This window comes from Spiroplasma sp. Moj (genome assembly GCF_016082285.1).
In the GTDB taxonomy this organism is placed as follows: domain Bacteria; phylum Bacillota_I; class Bacilli_A; order Mycoplasmatales; family Mycoplasmataceae; genus Spiroplasma; species Spiroplasma phoeniceum.
In genome coordinates, this window is sequence record NZ_MQTY02000007.1 from 1 (window position 1) to 21,516 (window position 21,516).

Annotated in this window: 19 protein-coding genes; 1 reads left to right on the plus strand and 18 read right to left on the minus strand. The window is 28.6% G+C overall.

What is annotated here, in order from left to right; translation table 4 throughout:
- Window positions 1-637: 637 nt before the first annotated feature.
- Together BST80_RS00775 and BST80_RS00780 are read right to left on the minus strand one after the other, a co-directional pair.
- Window positions 638-1,099 carry a hypothetical protein gene (locus tag BST80_RS00775; RefSeq protein WP_415745520.1) on the minus strand — a complete coding sequence of 154 codons (462 nt, stop codon included), beginning with the start codon at window positions 1,097-1,099 and terminating at the stop codon, window positions 638-640.
- 139 nt (window positions 1,100-1,238) lie between these two features.
- Window positions 1,239-1,637: a hypothetical protein gene (locus tag BST80_RS00780; protein ID WP_415745521.1), complete on the minus strand. Its 399-nt coding sequence runs from the start codon at window positions 1,635-1,637 to the stop codon at window positions 1,239-1,241.
- Window positions 1,638-1,924: 287 nt separating this feature from the next.
- On the opposite strand from BST80_RS00780, the gene ispH reads away from it, so the two are divergent.
- The gene (gene ispH / locus BST80_RS00785; protein WP_415745522.1) at window positions 1,925-2,806 is read left to right on the plus strand and encodes a 4-hydroxy-3-methylbut-2-enyl diphosphate reductase; all 882 of its coding nucleotides are present in this window, start codon (window positions 1,925-1,927) and stop codon (window positions 2,804-2,806) included.
- An 8-nt stretch (window positions 2,807-2,814) separates the two neighbouring features.
- Here ispH and BST80_RS00790 read toward each other — a convergent pair whose 3' ends face one another.
- The 16 genes from BST80_RS00790 to BST80_RS00865 form a co-directional block, all read right to left on the minus strand.
- Window positions 2,815-3,558: a Nif3-like dinuclear metal center hexameric protein gene (locus tag BST80_RS00790; protein ID WP_400248476.1), complete on the minus strand. Its 744-nt coding sequence runs from the start codon at window positions 3,556-3,558 to the stop codon at window positions 2,815-2,817.
- On the minus strand, window positions 3,558-4,220 hold the full coding sequence (locus BST80_RS00795; RefSeq protein ID WP_415745523.1) for a tRNA (adenine(22)-N(1))-methyltransferase: 663 nt from the start codon (window positions 4,218-4,220) through the stop codon (window positions 3,558-3,560). The genes BST80_RS00790 and BST80_RS00795 overlap by 1 nt, the downstream gene beginning before the upstream one ends.
- A gap of 12 nt (window positions 4,221-4,232) precedes the next feature.
- The gene (locus tag BST80_RS00800) at window positions 4,233-5,570 is read right to left on the minus strand and encodes a sigma-70 family RNA polymerase sigma factor (protein WP_415745524.1); all 1,338 of its coding nucleotides are present in this window, start codon (window positions 5,568-5,570) and stop codon (window positions 4,233-4,235) included.
- Window positions 5,571-5,575: 5 nt separating this feature from the next.
- Complete coding sequence (dnaG, locus tag BST80_RS00805; RefSeq protein ID WP_415745525.1) at window positions 5,576-7,456, minus strand: DNA primase; 1,881 nt, start codon at window positions 7,454-7,456, stop codon at window positions 5,576-5,578.
- Window positions 7,457-7,474: 18 nt separating this feature from the next.
- On the minus strand, window positions 7,475-8,842 hold the full coding sequence (locus BST80_RS00810; RefSeq protein ID WP_415745526.1) for a glycine--tRNA ligase: 1,368 nt from the start codon (window positions 8,840-8,842) through the stop codon (window positions 7,475-7,477).
- Window positions 8,843-8,885: 43 nt separating this feature from the next.
- On the minus strand, window positions 8,886-9,293 hold the full coding sequence (locus tag BST80_RS00815) for a DNA repair protein RecO C-terminal domain-containing protein (RefSeq protein WP_415745527.1): 408 nt from the start codon (window positions 9,291-9,293) through the stop codon (window positions 8,886-8,888).
- Window positions 9,241-9,645, minus strand: a complete 405-nt coding sequence (gene recO, locus BST80_RS00820) for a DNA repair protein RecO (RefSeq protein WP_415745528.1) — start codon at window positions 9,643-9,645, stop codon at window positions 9,241-9,243. Before recO ends, BST80_RS00815 begins: the two co-directional genes overlap by 53 nt.
- A gap of 1 nt (window position 9,646) precedes the next feature.
- The gene (era, locus tag BST80_RS00825; RefSeq protein ID WP_415745529.1) at window positions 9,647-10,540 is read right to left on the minus strand and encodes a GTPase Era; all 894 of its coding nucleotides are present in this window, start codon (window positions 10,538-10,540) and stop codon (window positions 9,647-9,649) included.
- A 59-nt stretch (window positions 10,541-10,599) separates the two neighbouring features.
- The gene (locus tag BST80_RS00830; RefSeq protein ID WP_415745536.1) at window positions 10,600-14,958 is read right to left on the minus strand and encodes a PolC-type DNA polymerase III; all 4,359 of its coding nucleotides are present in this window, start codon (window positions 14,956-14,958) and stop codon (window positions 10,600-10,602) included.
- 27 nt (window positions 14,959-14,985) lie between these two features.
- Window positions 14,986-16,332: an RIP metalloprotease RseP gene (gene rseP / locus BST80_RS00835; protein WP_415745530.1), complete on the minus strand. Its 1,347-nt coding sequence runs from the start codon at window positions 16,330-16,332 to the stop codon at window positions 14,986-14,988.
- Window positions 16,333-16,370: 38 nt separating this feature from the next.
- The gene (dxr, locus tag BST80_RS00840) at window positions 16,371-17,519 is read right to left on the minus strand and encodes a 1-deoxy-D-xylulose-5-phosphate reductoisomerase (protein WP_415745531.1); all 1,149 of its coding nucleotides are present in this window, start codon (window positions 17,517-17,519) and stop codon (window positions 16,371-16,373) included.
- Between the two features lie 3 nt (window positions 17,520-17,522).
- Entirely contained in the window at window positions 17,523-18,614 is a 1,092-nt protein-coding gene (locus tag BST80_RS00845; protein WP_415745532.1) for a phosphatidate cytidylyltransferase, read from the minus strand.
- Window positions 18,592-19,299, minus strand: a complete 708-nt coding sequence (uppS, locus tag BST80_RS00850) for a polyprenyl diphosphate synthase (protein ID WP_415745533.1) — start codon at window positions 19,297-19,299, stop codon at window positions 18,592-18,594. Before uppS ends, BST80_RS00845 begins: the two co-directional genes overlap by 23 nt.
- Before the next feature lie 61 nt (window positions 19,300-19,360).
- A complete protein-coding gene (gene frr / locus BST80_RS00855) occupies window positions 19,361-19,909 on the minus strand; it encodes a ribosome recycling factor (protein ID WP_415745534.1) in 549 nt (182 codons plus the stop codon).
- Entirely contained in the window at window positions 19,910-20,635 is a 726-nt protein-coding gene (gene pyrH, locus BST80_RS00860) for a UMP kinase (RefSeq protein ID WP_004028566.1), read from the minus strand.
- A gap of 117 nt (window positions 20,636-20,752) precedes the next feature.
- Window positions 20,753-21,112 (minus strand): hypothetical protein, encoded by a 360-nt coding sequence (locus tag BST80_RS00865; protein ID WP_415745535.1) that lies wholly within the window; start codon window positions 21,110-21,112, stop codon window positions 20,753-20,755.
- Window positions 21,113-21,516: the final 404 nt, after the last annotated feature.

Below are 21,516 nucleotides of genomic sequence, written 5' to 3' on the forward strand. Positions count from 1 at the left end.
TGTAAATGTTTTCTAAGAAAGCTAAATTCTGTTATGCTATTACGTTTAAGCTTTATTCGAATTCAGCTAAATTTGCAAGTTTGAGTCTTATCTAAAAAAGAGAACTAAAAGTAAACTAAATTTGTTCTTGAAAAACTTTGCCTGCATAGAATTTCATTAAACGAAAATTTGTTTATTGGAATTTGAAGACAAAATTGATAGAGTTTTAAAGAAGCAAAAAGTAATCCATAAGTCCACATATTTTACAGTTTTGAAAGTATCAAAGAAATTACAAGTTAATTAAAATTATAATTTGCTATTAGTATCTTTTTAAAAATATTTACAATTATTTTAATAGGTTATGCAAGAAGTCTATTATATAACTTTTATTTTNTACCGGTAGTTACTAATTTTTTCACAACTGGTTTTTTATTATCCTGAGTTTTAAAAAGTTCTTCTTCTTTAAGAAAATCTGTTTCAGCATTAACAATTAAATTAGCTCATCGTTCTTGTTCTCGTACTAATGTTGTGGATGTTTCATGTCCCTTCCGAACAGCTATATTCATTTTTTTCAGTGCTTTTCTAGCTTGTTTTATTGTTTTTTTCAATTTTTTCTGTGTGTCTAAATATTCAATTGAATAAGGATGTGTCATTGCTTTTATCATTTTTTTGTAACATATATTCCAATTAAGATTAAAACGGGAACTGCCACTAATAGCACAATTAATAGACTACCAACTACTTCTGCAAAATTTGTTCCGGCTTCTAATTCATAATTTTGGGGTCATTGAATCACTCCACTATTATTAACATTACCCGGTTTGTGCAACCATGTCATTAAATCAATTCCTTGCCCACCATCAGGAACAATAATATCTGAATATCCTCAAATAAATGATCCCGAGGATACTAATCGCATTAATTTGTCAATTCCCAAGTGACCAATTAACTGATAACCATTACCATGAAATGTTTTAATATCATTAATATTAACTGGTAATCCTTTTCCTTCTCAATAATAACCATCATAATATATTCCCAAAAAAACTAAGGCTAAAACTAAAATAATTAATACAATAATTCATATTAAAGCTATACTTCACTTGCCAAATGATTTCATGATCCAACCTCTTTTCTTTTATATTATAGTCCTAATTATTTAAAATTCTTAATCTTATTTTCTATTTTATAAAAACAGGAAAAATATTAATAAAAATTTTAAATAAAACAATAACTAGAAAATCTAGTTATTGTTAACATTACTTATTTTTTGTCCCTACTTTTTTCAAAGGTTTTTTTGCTGCTGTTTTTTTAGCAGGTTTTTTGTTATCCTTTGAATTTAACATTTGAGTGGCCTTCTTTTTATTTTGCACTTCAATTGCTTTTCGTTGAGTTGCTGTTTTTCCTAAACGTTCTGCAATTAGTCTTTCTGCTGTAATTGCAGTAGTAATGGCACTTCCATCTTTTGCCCGATAATCCGCTGCTGTTTTTGTATAAACATCTCCTAATGAACGATCGATTGATCTTTTCATAGCTGGAGTTGAATCAATAACTGCTTGTGATTTAATGAATAATCATTTTTCTTCTGTCGCATTTTTTGCTACTGGTTTTTTCGACTGGGGCACCTTTTTGCTTTTAGCTTTCAAACTTACTGGCATACTCAATCTCCTTTCATAATGAAATCAAACCAATGTTGGTTGCTAATGTTAAAATAGCATTAATCATTAGTTTTTTGCATTAAATATTTTTTATCTTAAATTGAATTTAGTATTTAAGATAATTGTAATATTTTAAGAAAAAGATAAAATTTTTACTTAAAATAGATGAATTAATTATATCAAATTTAGTTTGATTAATAAATAAGTTTAAGATATTATTTTAAAATGATAAAAGAGATTTTTAGTTATTATATTATATAAGTAGATAAAAATGGATTGGTGAAAAAATGAAAGTTGTAAAAGTGACACCTCGTGGTTATTGTCTTGGTGTTGTCAAGTCAATTAAATGAGCAAAAGAAGCTGCTGTCAAATATGCTGGACGGCAAATTTATATGTTAGGTTATCTTGTCCATAATAAACATGTTATTGATGAAATTGTTAATTTAGGTGTTATTCCGGTCAACGATTTTAAACTTAATCGCCTTGCGCTAATGCAAACACTACCAGATAATGCTGTTGTGATTTTAAGTGCACATGGTAGTGATGACCGGATTAAAGATGTCGCAGCACAGAAAAACATTACACTTATTGATACTGAATGTGAATGAGTAACTGTTACAAAAAATTTAATTAAGGAATATTTAGCAAAATCTGATTATCAAATTATTTTTATTGGAAAACACTTTCATCCAGAAACAAATGCAATGTTAGCGCTTAGTCCAAGCATCAATCTTGTGACAACAGAACAAGAAGTTGATAACATTTTGCCTAATCTTGACCCAACTAAAAAGATTTTAATTACAAACCAAACAACCCTTTTTAAAATTGATATTGAAGCAATTGTGAAAAAAATTAAAACCCTTGTTCCAAATGAAATTCTTTTTAAAAATGATTTATGTAATGCAACATTAGAACGACAAAATGCTGTTCTAAATTTAGATCCAACAACAATTGACCTTTTACTTGTTGTTGGTGATGAACGAAGTAGTAACACCTTAAAGCTAGTTGCAATGGGCGAACAAATTGGGATTGAATCATATCGCATTAATGATAAAAATGATATTCAAACAACTTGGTTGTCAAATAAAACCTGTGTTGCTGTTACTGCGGGGGCATCAACACCTAGCATCATTCAGTTAGAAGTAATTCGTTATTTAGAGCAAATATAAAAATATTATTAACGATAGTTAATAATATTTTTGATATGATATGGAATTATTGTTAAAGTTGGAAACTTTCGGGTTAAGTATCCAGCAAAAGCAGCAATAAAAAAATCTTCCATATAATGGTTGAAGCAAATAACTGCTAATTGTTTTTCATTTGCTAATACTCATTGATCTCATTTTACTTCCCCAGTAATAAACAGGTCAATATTTTGGTTAATTTTTGCAATCACATCACCTGCGGCTCCTGCTGCTAACGCAACTGTTTTAATAGGTTGCTCTAACGTCGATAAATTGTGCTGCACTGTTGTAATTTTAAAAATTGCTTTTAATTTCGTAATAATTTCATCAGCTGTTAAACTGACATACCCAATCATTGTTAAATCATCATCAAAGGGAACAATTTTTTGGGGATTTAATTCTTGTAAAATCAATTCATTCATTAAACCATCATAATTTGTGTGTAAAGCATAAACAGTTATCTGATGTTTATTAAGAAGATCAATAATTGCTCGTTTGTAAGGAATCTGTTGAATTCTTTTTTTCTTGCCAAAACAAAAAGGATGATGAGTTATAATAACATTAATTTGCTTAGCGACTGCTGCTGTAATTACTTCGCTTGTTAAATCTAAACTAACCATAATTTTTGCTACAAAATGATTTTTGCTTCCATATTGATGACCACTATAATCTCACTTACAATCTGCTTTTAATGAAAAATCAGTTTCAATTTCTTGATATAATTTTTTAATTAACATTATATCACCTTATTAATCATTTTTAGTTTTGCTTTAACTTCTTGATAGCGCTTAGTGTTTGCACGAATCTTGTTTAATAATGTTAAATAATAATCATTTTTTAACAATCATTTCTCTTGAAAAAGTTTACTATGTTCTTTGCGAAGATAAGGACCGAAGTATAAGTCTTTTTTATTTTTGACTTTTTGACCAGCAGTTTTATTAACAACAATAATCTCATAAATAATATCATTTTCCTTAATTAATAATTCTTTTTCAATAAAGTACTTATGTTTTTTAATTCATTCTCGTAATAAAAATGGATCATCATTAGGACATAAAATATAACGATCAATTAAATCAGAATCTCGTTGCAAAATGGTTAAAATTGTTGTACTCCCTAATCCTGAAATAATACATGTATCAATCTTAATGTCCGAAACTCCTGTTAAACCATCTGCTAAAATTGGGGTAATAAGTTCTTCAGTATGATATTTTGCAATATTTTTTTTCGCTTTGGCTAAGGGTTGTGCTGCAATGTCGCATGCATAAGCTTTGGTAATTAAATTTCCTTTTGCTAAATAAATTGGAATCATTGCATGATCTGTCCCAATATCACAAATAATGTCTTTTTCATTAACTTGTTTGGCAATTAATAATAAACGTTCTGATAATATATCCATTTTTTAAAACCCCTATCCTTTAAAAAAGTCTTTTAATACTTTTGCTTTCGAATTAGCTTGGTTTGGCTTAAACTTACGAATTGTTTTTGCTTCAATTTGGCGAATTCGTTCACGTGTTACTTTAAATTCTTTGCCTACTTCTTCTAATGTTTTTGGTGAATCATATTTTGATAAATGCTTATCAATTAAAGCATTTTTTTGACTTTGTACTTTTTCAATTGGTGTATCATAATGAATATCAAGAGCTTTAACTGTTTGAACTAATTCGGGGAAAGTTTCATCTTCACATTCTTTTGCTAACCGTAATACTGTTCGTAACTTTGTTGGTAAAAGTCCAAACCGCATTCTAATTACTTTTTCTTCTCGTGCTGATAAAATTTCATGGAAAACTTCATCAATTACTTCTCGTAATGATTCTTTTTCAGCATATTCATCCGGTGTAAAAATATCTTTATCGTCAACAAAATCACCAAAATGAGTATCATCCTCATCACCAATTGGTTTTTCTAATGAAACTGGTTCAATTGATAGTCTCTTAATTTCACGAACTTTTTCGCCAACCATTCCTTGCCCCATTTTTTCAGCAATTTCATTGTAACTTGGTTCGCGTCCTAACTCTTGTGTTAATTGCCGTTCAATTCTTGTTAATTTATTAATTGTTTCAACCATATGAACAGGAATCCGAATTGTTCGCGCTTGATCAGCAATTGCCCGGGTTATTGCTTGTCTAATTCATCATGTGGCATATGTTGAAAATTTAAAACCACGCTTATAATCAAACTTATCAACAGCTTTCATTAACCCAATGTTCCCTTCTTCAATTAAATCCGAAAAATCTAATCCCCGGTTTAAATGTTTACGAGCAACTGAAACAACTAACTTCAGGTTAGAAGTAATTAATTTATCCCGTCCAAAACGTCTTTCTTCTGGATCAGATGATTCTAACATTTTAGCATATTTAATTTCTTCCTCACGAGTTAAAATTTTACTTGTTCCCAAAATATTAAAGTAAGCTTTAATAATATCTTGAATTTTTGTTTCATTTGAAATCCCACCAACTTTGTAACGTAATTTTTCATCTGGTTGTTTTTTCGTTACTTTTTCTGGTTCAGGAACTTCATTTTCTTCTAACTCTTCTAAATTAATATCACTAAATTCAACACCATTAGCAACTAATTCTTCGAAATATTCTTCAACATCATTATCATCAACTTCAAAATGATCATTAATTAATGTTATTAATTTTTCTTGTTCAATCTCATTGTTATTTTCTTCTAAATATTTATTAATATATTCTTTAAATTCATCAAAAGATTTCATATCTCTGACTTCTTTTTTTGATAATCCCATTCTCTCTACCCCTTTTTAAATTTTAATCGTTGATTCAACTTGTCAATTTCCATTGAAATTGCCTGTTGTTCAATTAGATTACTTGCTTTTTCTAACTTATTTCATAGCATTGCAATCTCTTTTTCATTAGCAAAATCATCAATTAAGAGCGCATAGTCTTCTAATTCTTTCTTATTATATTTAATTTTAATCGTTGATTTATTAATAATATCCATTAATATTTTTTTTAAATTTGGATCACTTATTTCTTGACACAACATATTAATCTTAACATTTTCTGCCCCCAAATGTCCATTATAATAAGTAATTATATCATTTGCTAACAAACGATAACCATCAAAATTTAAATTTCCAATTTTTCTTTGATAAAAATCTGCTGCTTTTCGAGAACCAAGTAATTGTAAAACCATATTTTGTTCTGCTAAAAGATATCGTTTTAAATTTTTAATTTTATATTTTGTATTTTTAACTACAACAGTCTTATTTTGCTGTGGTTTGAACCTTGGTGGCGGCTTTTGCTGATAATTATTATCATTTGTTCCATTAGGAATTGGTTCTGACACAGCAGGTGAAAAAACTGCTTTTTGATATGTTTTAATTTGTCCAATTTTTGTTGTAATTGTTTCTTTAGATATTCTTGTTATTTTAACTAAATTATTAACTGCTAATTCTTGTTCCAATTGATTTGGACTAGCTCTAATTAAAGGTGCAACAATATTAATAAATTCTTCTAATTCATTTGGTGCTTGCAAATTAAATTTATTTTGAAAATAATCAAGAGCAAAATTAATTGGATGTTGGGCATTTGCTAACATTGTATGAATTAATTCTCCCTGACCACTATTAAATAATTCGTCAGGGTCTTGTTGCGTCTCATTCAAGACAATTTTAACTTTTAGATTATGACTTAATAGTTTAATTGCTGCTTTTAAACTAGCATTAATTCCAGCCTTATCACCGTCTAAAAAAATTAAACACTCATTTGTTAATCTTTTAATTTCTTTTAAATGATATTCACTTAAATTAGTTCCCATTAAAGCAACGGTATTTTTAAGATTTAATTTTTCTAAACTAATAACATCCATATATCCTTCAAGTAAAATTAAATTATTTTGCTGGCGAATAAACGGTTTCGCCCGGTGAATATTATACATTAGTTGTTCTTTTTTAAAAACCTTTGTTTCAGGAGTATTAAGATATTTTGCTACCTGATTAGTAACCCCAATTACTCGTCCAGAAAAACCAATAATATAACTATCTTCATTTTTAATCGGAAACATTAAACGATTATTAAAATAATCATACACCTTGCCATTTTTAATTGTAATTAAACCCGCTTGTTGAATATCATTAATTGAATATCCTTTTTTAATTAAAAAATGGTACAAATGATCAAAGCCACTCTCAGCATAACCAATCTGAAATAATTCAATTTCAGTATTATTAATGTTCCGCTTTGTTAAATATTCCTTTGCATCATAAGCCTTTTTGGTTTCTAAATTATTACTAAAGTAAGCGCTTGCTAAGGCATTAATTTCAAAAATTAACTGTTTACTTTTATCATATTTTGGTTTTTCTTTATAAGTAGTCAATTCATCTAAGGAAATATTGGCCATTACCGCAACTTTTTTTAAAGCTTCAATAAAACTAATATTTTCATATTCTTGTAAAAAAGTAAAAACATTGCCTCCAGCTGAACAAGCAAAACAACGGTAAATTTGCTTTTCTGGTGAAATACTCATTGAAGGATGTGAATCTTGATGAAACGGACAAACTGCTCAATAATTACGACCCCGTTTTTCAAGCGATAAATATTCTGACATTACGGTAACAATATTTACTTTTGACTTAATTAAATCAATTTTTTCATTACTAATTAATGCCATACCTTTCACTCCTTTTAATTATTTTAATGTTGCGGTAAAATAGGTTTCTAAATTAGCAATTGCCACTCGTTCTTGTTTCATTGTATCACGATTACGAACTGTAACTTTTTGGTCTTTTTGACTGTCAAAATCAACTGTTACACAAAACGGTGTTCCAATCGCATCTTGACGACGATAACGCTTTCCAATATTTCCTGTTTCATCATAAGTGCATTGAAAACGATCTAAGAGTTTTTCATATAACTGATAAGCATCGTTGTTTAATTGTTTACTTAATGGAATCACCGCAATTTGATATGTAGCTAATAACGGGCTTAATTTTAAAACAATTCTTGTCTCATTATCAGCAACTTTTTCAACATGGTAAGCATCATATAAAATCGCTAACATCAAGCGCCCAACACCAACCGATGGTTCAATTACATGCGGGATAATTTTTTCATTTGTTTCTTGATTTAAATACGACAAATCATTTTTACTCATTTCACTGTGGCGACGTAAATCATAATTCCCCCGGTCAGAAATTCCTCATAATTCACCTATGCCAAACGGAAACTTATATTCAATATCAATAGTTCGTTTTGCATAATGGGCTAACTCATTAGCGTTATGCTCACGAAAATGATAGTTTTCTGGTTTTAAATTAATTAATTCTAAAAACTTGGTTACTTCTTTAACTCAATATTCAAATCAATCAATCTTTTCGTTACTATCATAAAAAAATTCTAATTCCATTTGTTCAAATTCACGTGTACGAAAAATAAAATTTCCTGGGGTAATTTCATTCCGAAATGACTTTCCAATTTGACCAACACCAAAAGGTATTTTTTTTCGCAAAGAACGTTGAACATTTTTAAAATTAACAAAAATTCCTTGTGCTGTTTCTGGTCGTAGATAAACAACTGATTTTTCATCTTCAATAACACCTTGGTTTGTTTTAAACATTAATTCAAACTGACGAATTTCAGTAAAATCATGTCCCCCACAATTTGGACATAAAATATTTTTTTCGGTAATAAAAGTCTCTAATTGTTCATTAGTTCAACCACCACAATTTAATTTCGGATAATTATCTTCAATCAGTTTATCTGCCCGCATTCGGCTTTTACATTTTTTACAATCTAATAATGGGTCAGCAAAATTGCCAAGATGTCCAGAAGCTTTTCAAACATTATTGTTCATTAAAATAGCACTATCAAGACCAACATTATATTTTGATTTTGTAATAAAATGTTGTCATCATAAATTTTTTAAATTTCGTTCTAATTCAACCCCCAATGGTCCAAAATCTCAGCTGTTTGCTAAACCACCATAAATTTCACTCCCTTGAAAAACAAAACCTTGTGTTTTTAAATGATTAACAACTTCTTCTAATCTATATTGCATTAATGTAACTCCTTCTTATTTCTCTATCCTCAATTATACTATGTTATTCTTTAAAATAAATTGATTTTTGTCGCATTTCATAAATACTACACGAAAATATTCCAACTTTTATTAAATAATACTCACATAGCATTTTAAATAATATTATTAAAGCTTTTATATTAATCTTATTGTAAAAATAAAAATTAGTATGAAAATTACTATTAAAAACTTTCACTAATTCAATTGGAAAAAGATAATCTCTTGGTAATAAACAATTTTTACAAAGATATCCTTCCTCAAGAAAACTAATTGTTTTAATGTGTTGTTTGCTGCCACACCGTTTACACATCGTAAAGTCTCATTCTAATCCATATCATTTTAAAGCACGAAACATAAAAGCAATTACAATACTTAAATTATCTTCTCATGCAACTAAATTGTCTAATGTTGTTGTTAATAATTCGTACAATTAATTCGTACAATTCATTATCAGCTTGACGGTCAACAACCGCTTGCTCAGCAATTTCACAAATTAATGTTGTTAATAAATAATCATCATAATTTTGTGCTAATTTAATTCTTGTTTTTAATAAATTTCCTGTCTTTAATTTACTTAACTTATTATTATGATATGATAAAAATATTTCAAATTCACTTGTTGCTAAGAATTGTACTGCATACTGATTTTTTGATGTAATTTTTTGTACCCCATGTGCAAAAAAAGCTAATTTTCCTAATTCTTGTGACAAAATCGTAATAATTGCACTGTTATCATCATAAGGTCGTTTATGCAATACCATTCCTGTTAATTTTTGAATCATTTTAATAACTTTCTTTGTTATAACCTAGACGGGCAATCATTGAAGGTTTATCCCGTCATTTATCCACTACTTTAACAAATAATTCTAAAAATATTTTTGTTCCTAAAATTTGTTCTAATTCTAAGCGGGCTTGCGTTCCAATTTGTTTAATTAAACGGCCTTGTTTCCCAATAATAATTCCTTTTTGCGAATTCCGTTCAACGCAAATTGAAGCCATAATTTTTAATAGCTGTGGTTGATCATCAATTTTATTAATTAAAATGGCAACACTATGCGGAATCTCATCTTCTGTCAACAACAAAATTTTTTCCCGAATAATTTCACGAATTAAAAACTTTTCTGGTTGATCAGTTAACATATCATCAGGATAATATTGTGGTCCTACTGCTAAATGTGTTTTTAATAAAGTTAATAATGTTTCAAGATTTTTATGTTTGACGGCTGAAACGGGAATGATAGCAGTAAACTGATGAATTTTTTCTCATTCAGCAATTTTTACCATTAAATCACCTTTGGAAACTAAATCAATTTTTGTTACAACTAAAACAATTGGAATTGCGCGCTCTTGTAGTGCTCTGATAATATAACGATCATTATCACCAATGTCTTCATTTGCTGGAGCTAAAAATAAAATAACATCGGCTGCTTTTGTTGCTGATAAAGCAACTTTATTCATAAATTTCCCCATTTCATGATGAGCTTTATGAATGCCTGGGGTATCCATAAAAACAATTTGTGATTCTTGATCATTATAAATCCCTTGAATACGGTTTCGTGTTGTTTGTGCCTTTGCTGTTACAATTGCTACTTTATTATTTAAAATTGTATTTAATAATGTTGATTTACCAACATTTGGTCGCCCCACAATTGCAACAAAACCTGATTTAATTGCCATTTTCTTCACCTCTTAATTATTCTAATTATAAAGGAAAATATCATAAAAAATTATCTTATTTAAAACTCAAACGCAATTTGATCATCTAATGATAAATCTTTTAAAATTTCAAGTTCTTCAAATGATTCTAAATGAGCTTTTGTAATATTTGTTCGTTTTTGTAAATCAGCAATTGATAAAAATGGTTTTTCATGGCGAGCATTAATAATACTATCGCCAACAGCTCCGCCCAAACCATCAATTGCAGAAAATGGCGGTAAAATAATTTTTTCATTATTTTCATTTGTAATAACGGTAAAATTTTTATTTCGACTTGTTTTTAAATCAATATTGCTCATTTTAATTCCTCGGGCATACATTTCTAATGCTACTTCATAAACGGGAATTAAATCTTTTTCTTTTTGTGTTGGTTTATTGGGAGCATTAAAATCTTTATTATCCAAACGAGTTTGAATATTACGTAAAACTTGTTTGATTGTTTCTGCTCCTTTTAAAATTGTTTTAATATCAAAAACATCTGTTCGAGTTGAAAAAAATGTTGCATAATATTCAACTGGATAATTAATTTTATATCATGCTACTCGTCACGCCATTAAGACATAGGCTGTTGCATGGGCTTTCGGGAACATATACTTAATTTTATTACACGAATCAATATATCATTGTTCAAGATTATTATCCCGCATTAATTGTTCATGTTCAGTTGTTAACCCCTTTCCCTTTCGAACATCTTCCATAATCTTAAAAGCACTTTGAGCAGGCAACCCTTTATAAATTAAATTAACCATAATATTATCACGACATCCAATTACTTCTGAAATACTAATATTTTGATTTCGAATTAATTCTTGGGCATTGCCAATTCAAACATCTGTTCCGTGTGACAATCCTGAAATTTGGACTAAATCTGCAAATGAAGTTGGTTTTGTATCTAATAACATCTTACGAACAAAAAAAGTACCAAATTCAGGAATACCAATTACACCAGTTTTTTCACCATTAATATCTTCTGGTTTAATGTTTAAAACATCTAAACTTCGAAAAAGACTTAAAACCGCTTCATCATTTGTTGGAATTGTTTTTGGATCCACTCCCGTTAAATCTTGCAGCATTCGCAAAGCAGTTGGGTCAACATGACCTAAAATATCTAACTTTAAAACATTATCATGAATTGCGTGAAAATCAAAATGAGTTGTTAATCAATTTGATTTGATATCATCAGCAGGAAAATTAACTGGTGTAAATGCATCAACTTCATATTCATTTGGAATAACAACAATTCCACCTGGATGTTGTCCAGTTGTTCGTTTAACTCCTTCACAACCCTTGGCAATTCGTTCTAATTCTGCGCGACGTTTTAAATGTAAAATATTTTTACTTTCAAAATAACCTTTCACATAACCATATGCAGTTTTTTCTGCCACCGTTGAAATTGTTCCGGCACGATAAACACTACGTTCTCCAAACATTTCTTTAGTAAAGTCATGTGCAATTGGTTGATATTCTCCTGAAAAGTTTAAATCAATATCCGGAACTTTATCTGCTTCAAATCCTAAAAATGTTTCAAAGGGAATATCATGCCCTTCCCCTTTTAATGGTTTTTGACACTTTGGACAAGTACGAACTGGTAAATCATATCCACACTTGACTGAACCATCAACAATAAATTCACTATAACTACAATAAGAACATAAATAATGTGGTTGTAATGGATTTACTTCAGTAATATTACTCATTGTTGCAACAAAACTACTACCAACACTTCCCCGTGACCCGACTAAATAGCCATCTTGCAATGATTTATCAACTAATTTATGTGCAATTCAGTAAATAACAGCAAAACCATGCTTAATAATAGCATTTAATTCACGTTCTAAGCGTGATGCAACAATTTCTGGTAATGACTTACCATAAATTTTATAAGCATTTTTATAACATAATTCTTTTAATAATTGATCACTACCCTCAATTTTAGGTGTATATAATTTATCTTTAATAATTTCAACTTTTTCAATTTGGTCAGCAATTAAATTTGGATTTGTTACTACAATTTCATAAATTAATTCATCATTATTTAAAAACTTAAATTCGTTCATCATTTCCATTGTTGTTCTTAAAAACTGATCAGGATTATCAGTTACTCGTTGCTTATAATCATATAAAGGATGGGGACGGCCACCAATTCCTTTTGCATTAATATAAACTTCACGGAAAATTTTATCTTCTGGATTAAGATAGTGCACATCACCAGTAGCAACAACTAATTTATTTAATTTTTTTGCTGTAAAAATAATATCTTTAATGACTGTTAATAATCGTTCTTCTGATAAATCCCCCATTTGAACTAAATGTTTATATACACTAGGAGGTTGAATTTCAACATAATCATAAAACTTAATTGTTTCTTCTAATTCCGATGCATCTTTATTTCGTGCCACTTCAAAAACATCACCATTAATACATGATGACCCAATCAATAAATTACTACGATGTTGTTCAATTACACTTCGTAATAATTTTGGTGATGAATAAAAATATTTAGTATGCGCAGCAGTTATTAGTTTAAATAATTCTAATAAACCTAGCTGATTTTTTGCTAAAATTGTCATATGTTTTGGTCGCAGTTTTTTATAAACAGCAGGGTCATGAATTTTCTCAATATCATCATCAAATTCAATACTATAAGTATTAATCATTTTCCGTAGCTGACGCTCATAGATGTCTGTTAAAACAATTGCATCATAATCGCCACGGTGAGCAACTTCTTCATTATAAATAACATTATAACAACGAGCAATTGTTCCCAACCGATAATTTTTCAAATGTGGTTCTAAAATCCGTGATAATTGTAAAGTATCAATTACTGTGTTATTAATTTTTGAGCGTCCAGCTTTTTTTAACCACGATTGAATAAAACCAAGGTCAAACTCAGCATTATGTGCAATTAAAATTGCATCCTTAAAATATTCTAAAATTTGGTCAATTGATTCAATAAAAGTTGGTTTATCCGCTAATAATTCATCTGTAATTCCTGTTAATTCAGTTGTAAATGATGATAACTTAACGGATGGTTTAAACAAATGATTAATTGTTTGACGTTCACCACTAATACCATCCATAATAACCGCACCAAATTCAATGATTTCATCATAGCTACTACTTAAGCCAGTTGTTTCTAAGTCGAAAATAACATATTTTGCAGTTCGTAAATTATGATGATGCGGGTTTTTAACATATCAGACTTTATCATCTAAAACATCTGCTTCAACACCATAAATAACTTTAACATCAGGATATTTCTTATTAAGATTATAAATTTCTGGATAAACTTGAACATTTAAATGGTCAGTAAAAGCAATTGCTTTATGATTCCAATGTACTAATGTTTTAAAAAGCATTGCAAGATCTGTTACTCCATCCATAACACTCATTTTAGTATGGAGATGTAACTCCACGCGTTTTTCAGGCGCATTATCTTCACGATATAAATCTTCATGCTCTAAACGAGAAATTTTTTTAATAAAAAACATTTGTTCATTAGCATAAGTATCATACCGAATATCGCCAAAAAGACTAACTCATTCATTCGTTTTTAATTCTTCAATAAAATCATCTGGTTGTTCTGTTCGAGTAAAAAATTTTGCGCCAATTGTATCACTATAATCAGTAATTGTTATTACATAAATAAATTTCTTTGTTGAAATTAACTGTCGTTCTTTACTTAAAATTTTTCCATAAATTGTCACATTCGGAGCATCTTGATCAATATCAATTAACCGTTCATAACTTGCTTCTCCATTTTTTGCTCTCTGATAACTATTTAATTCTCTTCGAACTGGATTAGTCCCATTGGTTGGTTTAGAAATTAACTGTTCTGTTTTTTGCGCTGTTTCTTGATATTTAATTAATTCTTGTTCATTAATTTCTAAAATATTATTTTCTCGTAAATCAATCACTAGGGCTAATTGTAAATCACTAAAACCATAGCGGCGAAGTTTTTTTTGATAATAATTACAATGTTCACCCACTAATTTTTGTTCACTTTCCGAATGAACAGTAATTTTTAAAATATTATCAGTTAAAGCAAAACGTTCTGGGGATAATTTACTAAAAAAACTATTTTTTAATTCCGATTTATTTAATCGAATATATTCTAAGTAACTAAAAATAGTTTCTAATTCGTATTGTTCTTTTCGAACCCGTAAAGAAATCTTTGTGGGTAATGTTTCATTTTCTAATAAAGTTTGTTCTAATTTTAGTAAAATTTCTAGTGGTAAAAAATCATTAATTTCAATCACAACACGAAAAAAGCCTTCACTAGTACTATATTCTGCTTTAATGACTTTAGCATCATCAAAATAATTTCCAATAAATTCTAAATTATTTGCTTTAAATAGTTTTATCAATTGTTGGTCCATCATCTAATCCTCACCTAGCTTTTCTGCTTAAAAAAAGACATCTTTAATTGTTATTCCAATAAATAATAAAATAAAGACTATTGCTCCCGTTACATTAATAATAATCTTTGCCTTATGCGGTAACTGTCATTTTTGCTCTTTTGCTTGATATTCTTCTAATAATACTTTTTGTTGCACTGGATCATGGCGTTTCTTTCAAATCCTTTCCCGACCATTTAAGCGTTTTACTCCACCAACTATTCATTCAATTGATGTTTCAAAAAACTTGTATCCATCTAATGGTGGGATTGGAATTAAGTTCAAAACAAATAAATTAGCAGATAACATGGCCACATACATAAAGAAAAGAGCTGGTCCTTCTGTTAACATTGAAGAAACTGTTCTTGCAATTCCAACTGGACCAGATAATTGTCCTCACTGACCAGTAAATAATAATCCAAATGATTTTAAAATTGTCACTGATTGTCTAAATGTTTCTCCTCAACCATAGCTATATGCTTGCGCAATTGAAGCAAACTGACGATCAGGAGCTCTAATTCCGACTGTATAAGTATTGTTGGCTTCTGTTAACTTAACTGGTTCAGTTTGAAATAAACCATCAGAAGCCGTTGTAACTTCTTGTTTACTATTTACACGAGCAAAAGCAAGAGTAATATAATTAATTTTTTCATCATTATTACTATTATCATATTGTTGTTTTAAATTTTTAATAAAATTAAAAACTGTTGTTTGATAAGTTGGAATCTTATCTACTGTTCCCACATGACTTGCTAAAATATGATTCTCCTTATTATCAACTTTATCTTCCTTATTAACACGATAATATTCTTGTGCTACTTTAAGTTTTTCAATATTAGGACCTAATCAATAATCTAAAATCACAATATCTTGAGCAACATTTTGACCACTCGTTTTTAGAGCAGCATATGCTGCACCATTAGAATCATACTTAGCTCCTCAATATGTCATATCAGATGGTTTATAATTTAATGCCGCAAAAGTTGTGGTAAAAATAAAAACAGCAATAAAAAAATTCATTAAAGCTCCTGCGAGAATAAAAATTAAACGTTTTCATTTTGCAATATTTTCCATTTTTCGTTCTTCAGGAACTTCTTCCTCTTCACGCCCTTTTGGTGGATCAACTAATTGACTTGCAATATAAACATATCCTCCAAAAGGAAAAATTCGGATTGAATAACGAGTTTCTTTTTTTCCTCAAGAAAAAATTTTGGGACCAAAACCAATTGCAAATTCATAGACATATGCTCCCGCTAATTTCGCAATAATAAAATGTGCAAATTCATGAATTGTAACTAACATTAATAAAATTATAATCCCAATTACAAAACCTAAAACTACCATTTCTGCTGACATTTATTTCTTAACTCCTTACTTTTTTATTCGGAATAACATTATTTTTCAGAAAAATAATTAATAATATCTCTTTTAATGATATCATTTAATTCTTTGATTTCACGATAATTAACTAATTTTTGCGGTTTAATTTGATTCATAAAATATTCAATATAATCAACAATTTGATAAAATTTAATTCTTCCGGATAAGAAAAGCGAACGTAATGTTTCGTTTGCTGCATTAAAAGCAATGGCTAATGAATTATTTTCATTTAAGCAACGATAGGCTAATTGTAGCGCTTTTCAACGAGATAAATCAGCTTTTTGAAATGTTAAGGTTATTAATTTCTCAAAATTTAATGGTTTTAAGAACGAACTATTTTTTCGAATTGGATAATATAAAAAATAATTTAAAACTTGTAACATTGAAGGTTTTGATAATTGTCCAATAATTGAAGAATCGGCATATTGTACGGCTGAATGTAAAATAGCTTGTGGATGTAAAATAACAGTGATTTTTGAAGTTTTAAATAAATGATAAGCTTCTATAATTTCAAATCCTTTGTTTACCATTGTTGAAGAATCAATGGTAATATTTTGTCCCATCTTTCAAGTTGGATGTTGCAAAGCTTGTTGCTCATAAATTGTTTCTAAATCAGCTAATGTTTTATTAGCAAACATCCCCCCTGAAGCTGTTAAAATAATTTCTGAACACGGGTTGGTTTGGTCTAAACATTGAAAAATAGCACAATGCTCAGAATCAATTGGATATAATTGATTATTATTTTTTGCTAATAAATTGTTAATTAAATCCCCTGCTACTACTAATGATTCTTTATTTGCTAATAATAACGTACTGTTTTTACCATATAAAGTTTGTAATGTTGGGTATAATCCTGCAAAACCACTAATTGCATTTAAAACCAACGCTGTCGGAAAAGCAGCTAACATTGCATTAATTCCTGTTTCTCCAGTTACAAAAGTTATATTTGGATATTGCGCTGTTAAAATAGCTTGTTGTGTTTCATCACCAAGATGAACAATCCTAATTGTGCGATGTTTCTCTAAAATCTTAATTAGAACTGAAATATTATGATAAATACTAACAGCGGTAATTTGAAAATCATTTGGATTTGATTCAATAATTTGTAACGCTTGTTGACCAATATTTCCAGACGCACCAAAAACAATAATATTTCGCATCATAAATTATCGTTGTAACACTATATTTGAAATAATAAACATTACAAAAAAAACTAATGAAAATGAATCCAAACGATCTAAAATACCACCATGGCCAGGCAATAAATTACTAAAATCTTTAATATTATAACGACGTTTAATTCATGAAAATGATAAATCCCCTAATTGTGACAAAATGCTTAATACAAACGCTAACAGAACATAAATTACATAACGCATTACATTTTGATCATTATCATTTGAGAAAAAGTTAAAAACCCAATGGTTACTAGTTGCAAAATGAAACATTAAAATAGCATAAGTAATTGCAATTCCTGCTGCTAAGATTGTTCCCGTTACAGCACCTTCTCATGTTTTGTTTGGAGATATTGTTGGCGCTAATTTATGTTTTCCATAAGTAACACCGCCAACAAACGCAAAAGTATCAGTTAAAATAATAATTAATGCTAATCATACCACACTACTTCAACCATAAGCAGGATTTAACATAAATTTATTCATTGCTTTTAAAGCAAAAGTTAAATACAAGGTAAAAATTAAAACTAATGTCATTTTACCAAAAGTAATTTCTTTTGAACTAAATACTAAACAATAATATCCTAAAATCGCACATAAATAAATAACAAAAATAATTCAGGGTTTTAATCAATTTCAATTTAATAATGTATAAAATGGGTAATTAATTGAACCAATTCCACCATATTCTGTTGCGATTGATTCAGCTGGAAACAAAAATAAAAAAATTATTAATAAATATGTAATGACTTGCGTATAAATTGGTCACTTTGTTCCTCCAACTAACCGCAAAATTTCATAGTTAACTAAACCTAAAATAACAGCATTAATGCCAATAAAAACATAATTAGCAATTTCAATATGTGGAACATTACCATGTCATTCTGTTGCAATTGCCCCTGTGAATAAATATAAATCTAAAAAGACTAATAACAAATAAAATGTAATATGACGAGCAACATATTTTTTTTGAAACATACCTTTATGTTCCTTACTTTTTGACGCTTTATTTGTTAAATTATCATCTCCTATTGATTTTTCATTTTCATTAACAAGAACATTATCTTCCTGATTGTTTATCACTTTCAATTCCTCCAAATCTTCTATTTCTATTATTATAATCTAATATTGCTTCAGTTAAAGCATTTTCATCAAATTCTGGTAAAAATGCTTTGGTAAAATATAATTCAGCATAACGATTTTGTAATAATAAAAAATTACTTAACCTTTGTTCACCACCACATCGAATCATTAAATCAACATCTGGTAAATCTACGGTATATAAATGTTGAAATAATGTCTGTTCATCAACAGTTGCTAATTTTTCACTTATCATTTGATTAATTGCTGTTAATAATTCTTCAATGGCTCCATAGTCAAAAGCAAATGTTAAAACCATTCCATTATTATCTTTTGTCCGTAAAATAGCATTATCAATTGCTGCTAATGTTTTAAGTGGCATTTTTGTACGCCGACCAATATGATTTAAAACAATATTTTCATTCTTAAAATTATTAACTTGTTTATTATTTAATAATCGCTCTGGCATCGCCATTAAATATGCAACTTCTTGTGCACTTCGTTTTCAATTTTCAGTTGAAAAACAATAAATCGTTAAATACTTAACACCAAGAGCATTTGCTTTTAATGCGACATCTTTAATTCGTTTTGCTCCTTTTTCATGGCCAGCTGTTCGTTCTAAACCTTGCTTAGTTGCCCAACGACCATTACCATCTAAAATAATTGCAATATGTTGTGGTATTTTCATGCCTTATGTCCTTCTTCCCCATTTTGTTAATTATACCGAGAGTCATAAAAAAATGAAAGCTTTAAACTTCCATTAGTTCTTTTTCTTTTAGAGTTGCTTTTTCATCAATTTTTTTAATAAATTGGTCCGTTAATTTTTGAACTTCCCCTTCATAATATTTTTTATCATCTTCAGTTAATTCAGAATCTTTTTTAAGGTGTTCATTACTATCTCGTCGTTCATTCCGAATTGCTACTTTAAACTGTTCACTAGCTTTTCACATTTCCTTAACCAACATTTTACGACGTTCTTCAGTTAGCGGAGGAATATTTAACCGAATTAAATCTGCTTCTGAATTTGGTGTTAAACCTAAATCTGCTTTATTAATTGCTGTTACAATTAAATTAATAATTGAACGATCATATGGTTTAATAACTAATTGTCGTGCTTCTGGCACCATGATATTAGCCAATTGTTGAATTGGTGTTAGTGTTCCATAATAATCAATCATAATATGTGATAACATATTTGGATTGGCACGACCAGTACGAATTTTAATTAATTCATTTTCAAATGAAACGATTAATTTTTCCATCTTTTCTTTTGTTTGATTAATAACTTCTTGCGACATTTATTTTTTCCCTCCTGTAACAATTGTTGAACGCGCATTACCATGTGCTGCCTTATAAATATTATCTGGTTCATTAATATCAAAAACAACGATTTTAACATCATCTTCCATTGCTAAACTAGATGCTGTTAAATCCATTACTTTTAATTGTTTTTTTTGCAATTCATTTAAACTAATATTATCAAAGCGAACTGCATCAGCATTATGGCGCGGATCTTTATCATAAATACCATCAACCCCATTTTTTGCCATTAACATAACATCTGCATCAATTTCAATTGCTCTAATTGTTGCTGCTGTATCAGTTGTAAACTTTGGTTGGCCAGTTCCTCCAGCCATAATAACAATTGCTCCTTTTTCTAAAGCAGCTTTTGCTTTTTTAAACAAATATGGTGAAGCAACTTCCGGAACTTGAATTTTTGAAGTTACAACAACATTCTGACTACCTTCATTTTTTAATACAGCCTCTAATGCTAAAGCATTCATTACTGTTGCTAACATCCCCATATAATCTGCACTAATTGGATTCATTTTAATTGTGTCAGCACGATTACCGCGTCAAATATTACCACCACCAACAACAATAGCAATTTGTAATCCTTCTTTTTGTAATTTAACAATTTGTTTTGCAATATCATAAATTTTTTTTGCATCATATAAATCATCAGAATTCCCTAATGCTTCACCAGATAATTTTAGTAAAACTCGCTTATATTGTAATGCCATTATAACTTTCCTCTTTTTTTCCATTTTATTCTAATATATTATAAATTGTTTTAACAAATAATCAAAATAAAATTACAAATTAGTAAAGAAATTTACTTTATCAAAAACTACTTAATATTAACTTAAACTTGGCAAATAAGATGTTAAAAACTCATGTCAAAATTCTCATGCTTTTGTTTTTAAAGCATCACTTGTTAAAAGTCAATATACAAATCCCTCCGCAAACAATTCAAAATTATCTTTAAATGAAAATTTACTAAGATAAAATAATTGAAAAATCTTTTCTTTTGTTAAACTTTGTTGCTGGTGAAAGTTATTAATTTTTTTTAATAAAAATGTTTTTAATTGTTCAATCACATTAATTTTATAATCTAATTTATAACGATAGTGCAGCAAATGTCCAAGTTCATGACATAGAGTGTAAAAAATACTTTGTTGTGAAATACCACCTTCAATCCAATTTTGTAGAAACCACATACATTTTGTATTTTTGGTTTTTACTCTTTGTATAAAAATATTTATGAATTTGTTAATTTTTTAAAAATTTTAAGGAGTTGAAATTATGCAAACAAAGCAATATTTTATTTTGCGGTCGTTAGTGANAAANTATGGTAAAGATATTGTTATTAATACTGTCAAATAAGATTGCAAAAGATATTGAAATTAAAAAGTAAAAGAATAAATTATNCCGCTNNTAANTTANNAGCGGANTAATTTATTCAATAGACTTCTTGCATAACCTATTAAAATAATTGTAAATATTTTTAAAAAGATACTAATAGCAAATTATAATTTTAATTAATTATGTCTTTTATTTAAAAATTTAATATTTTCCTACAACGAAAAATGACTTTTTTATTTAAATTATTTAATTTTAAATA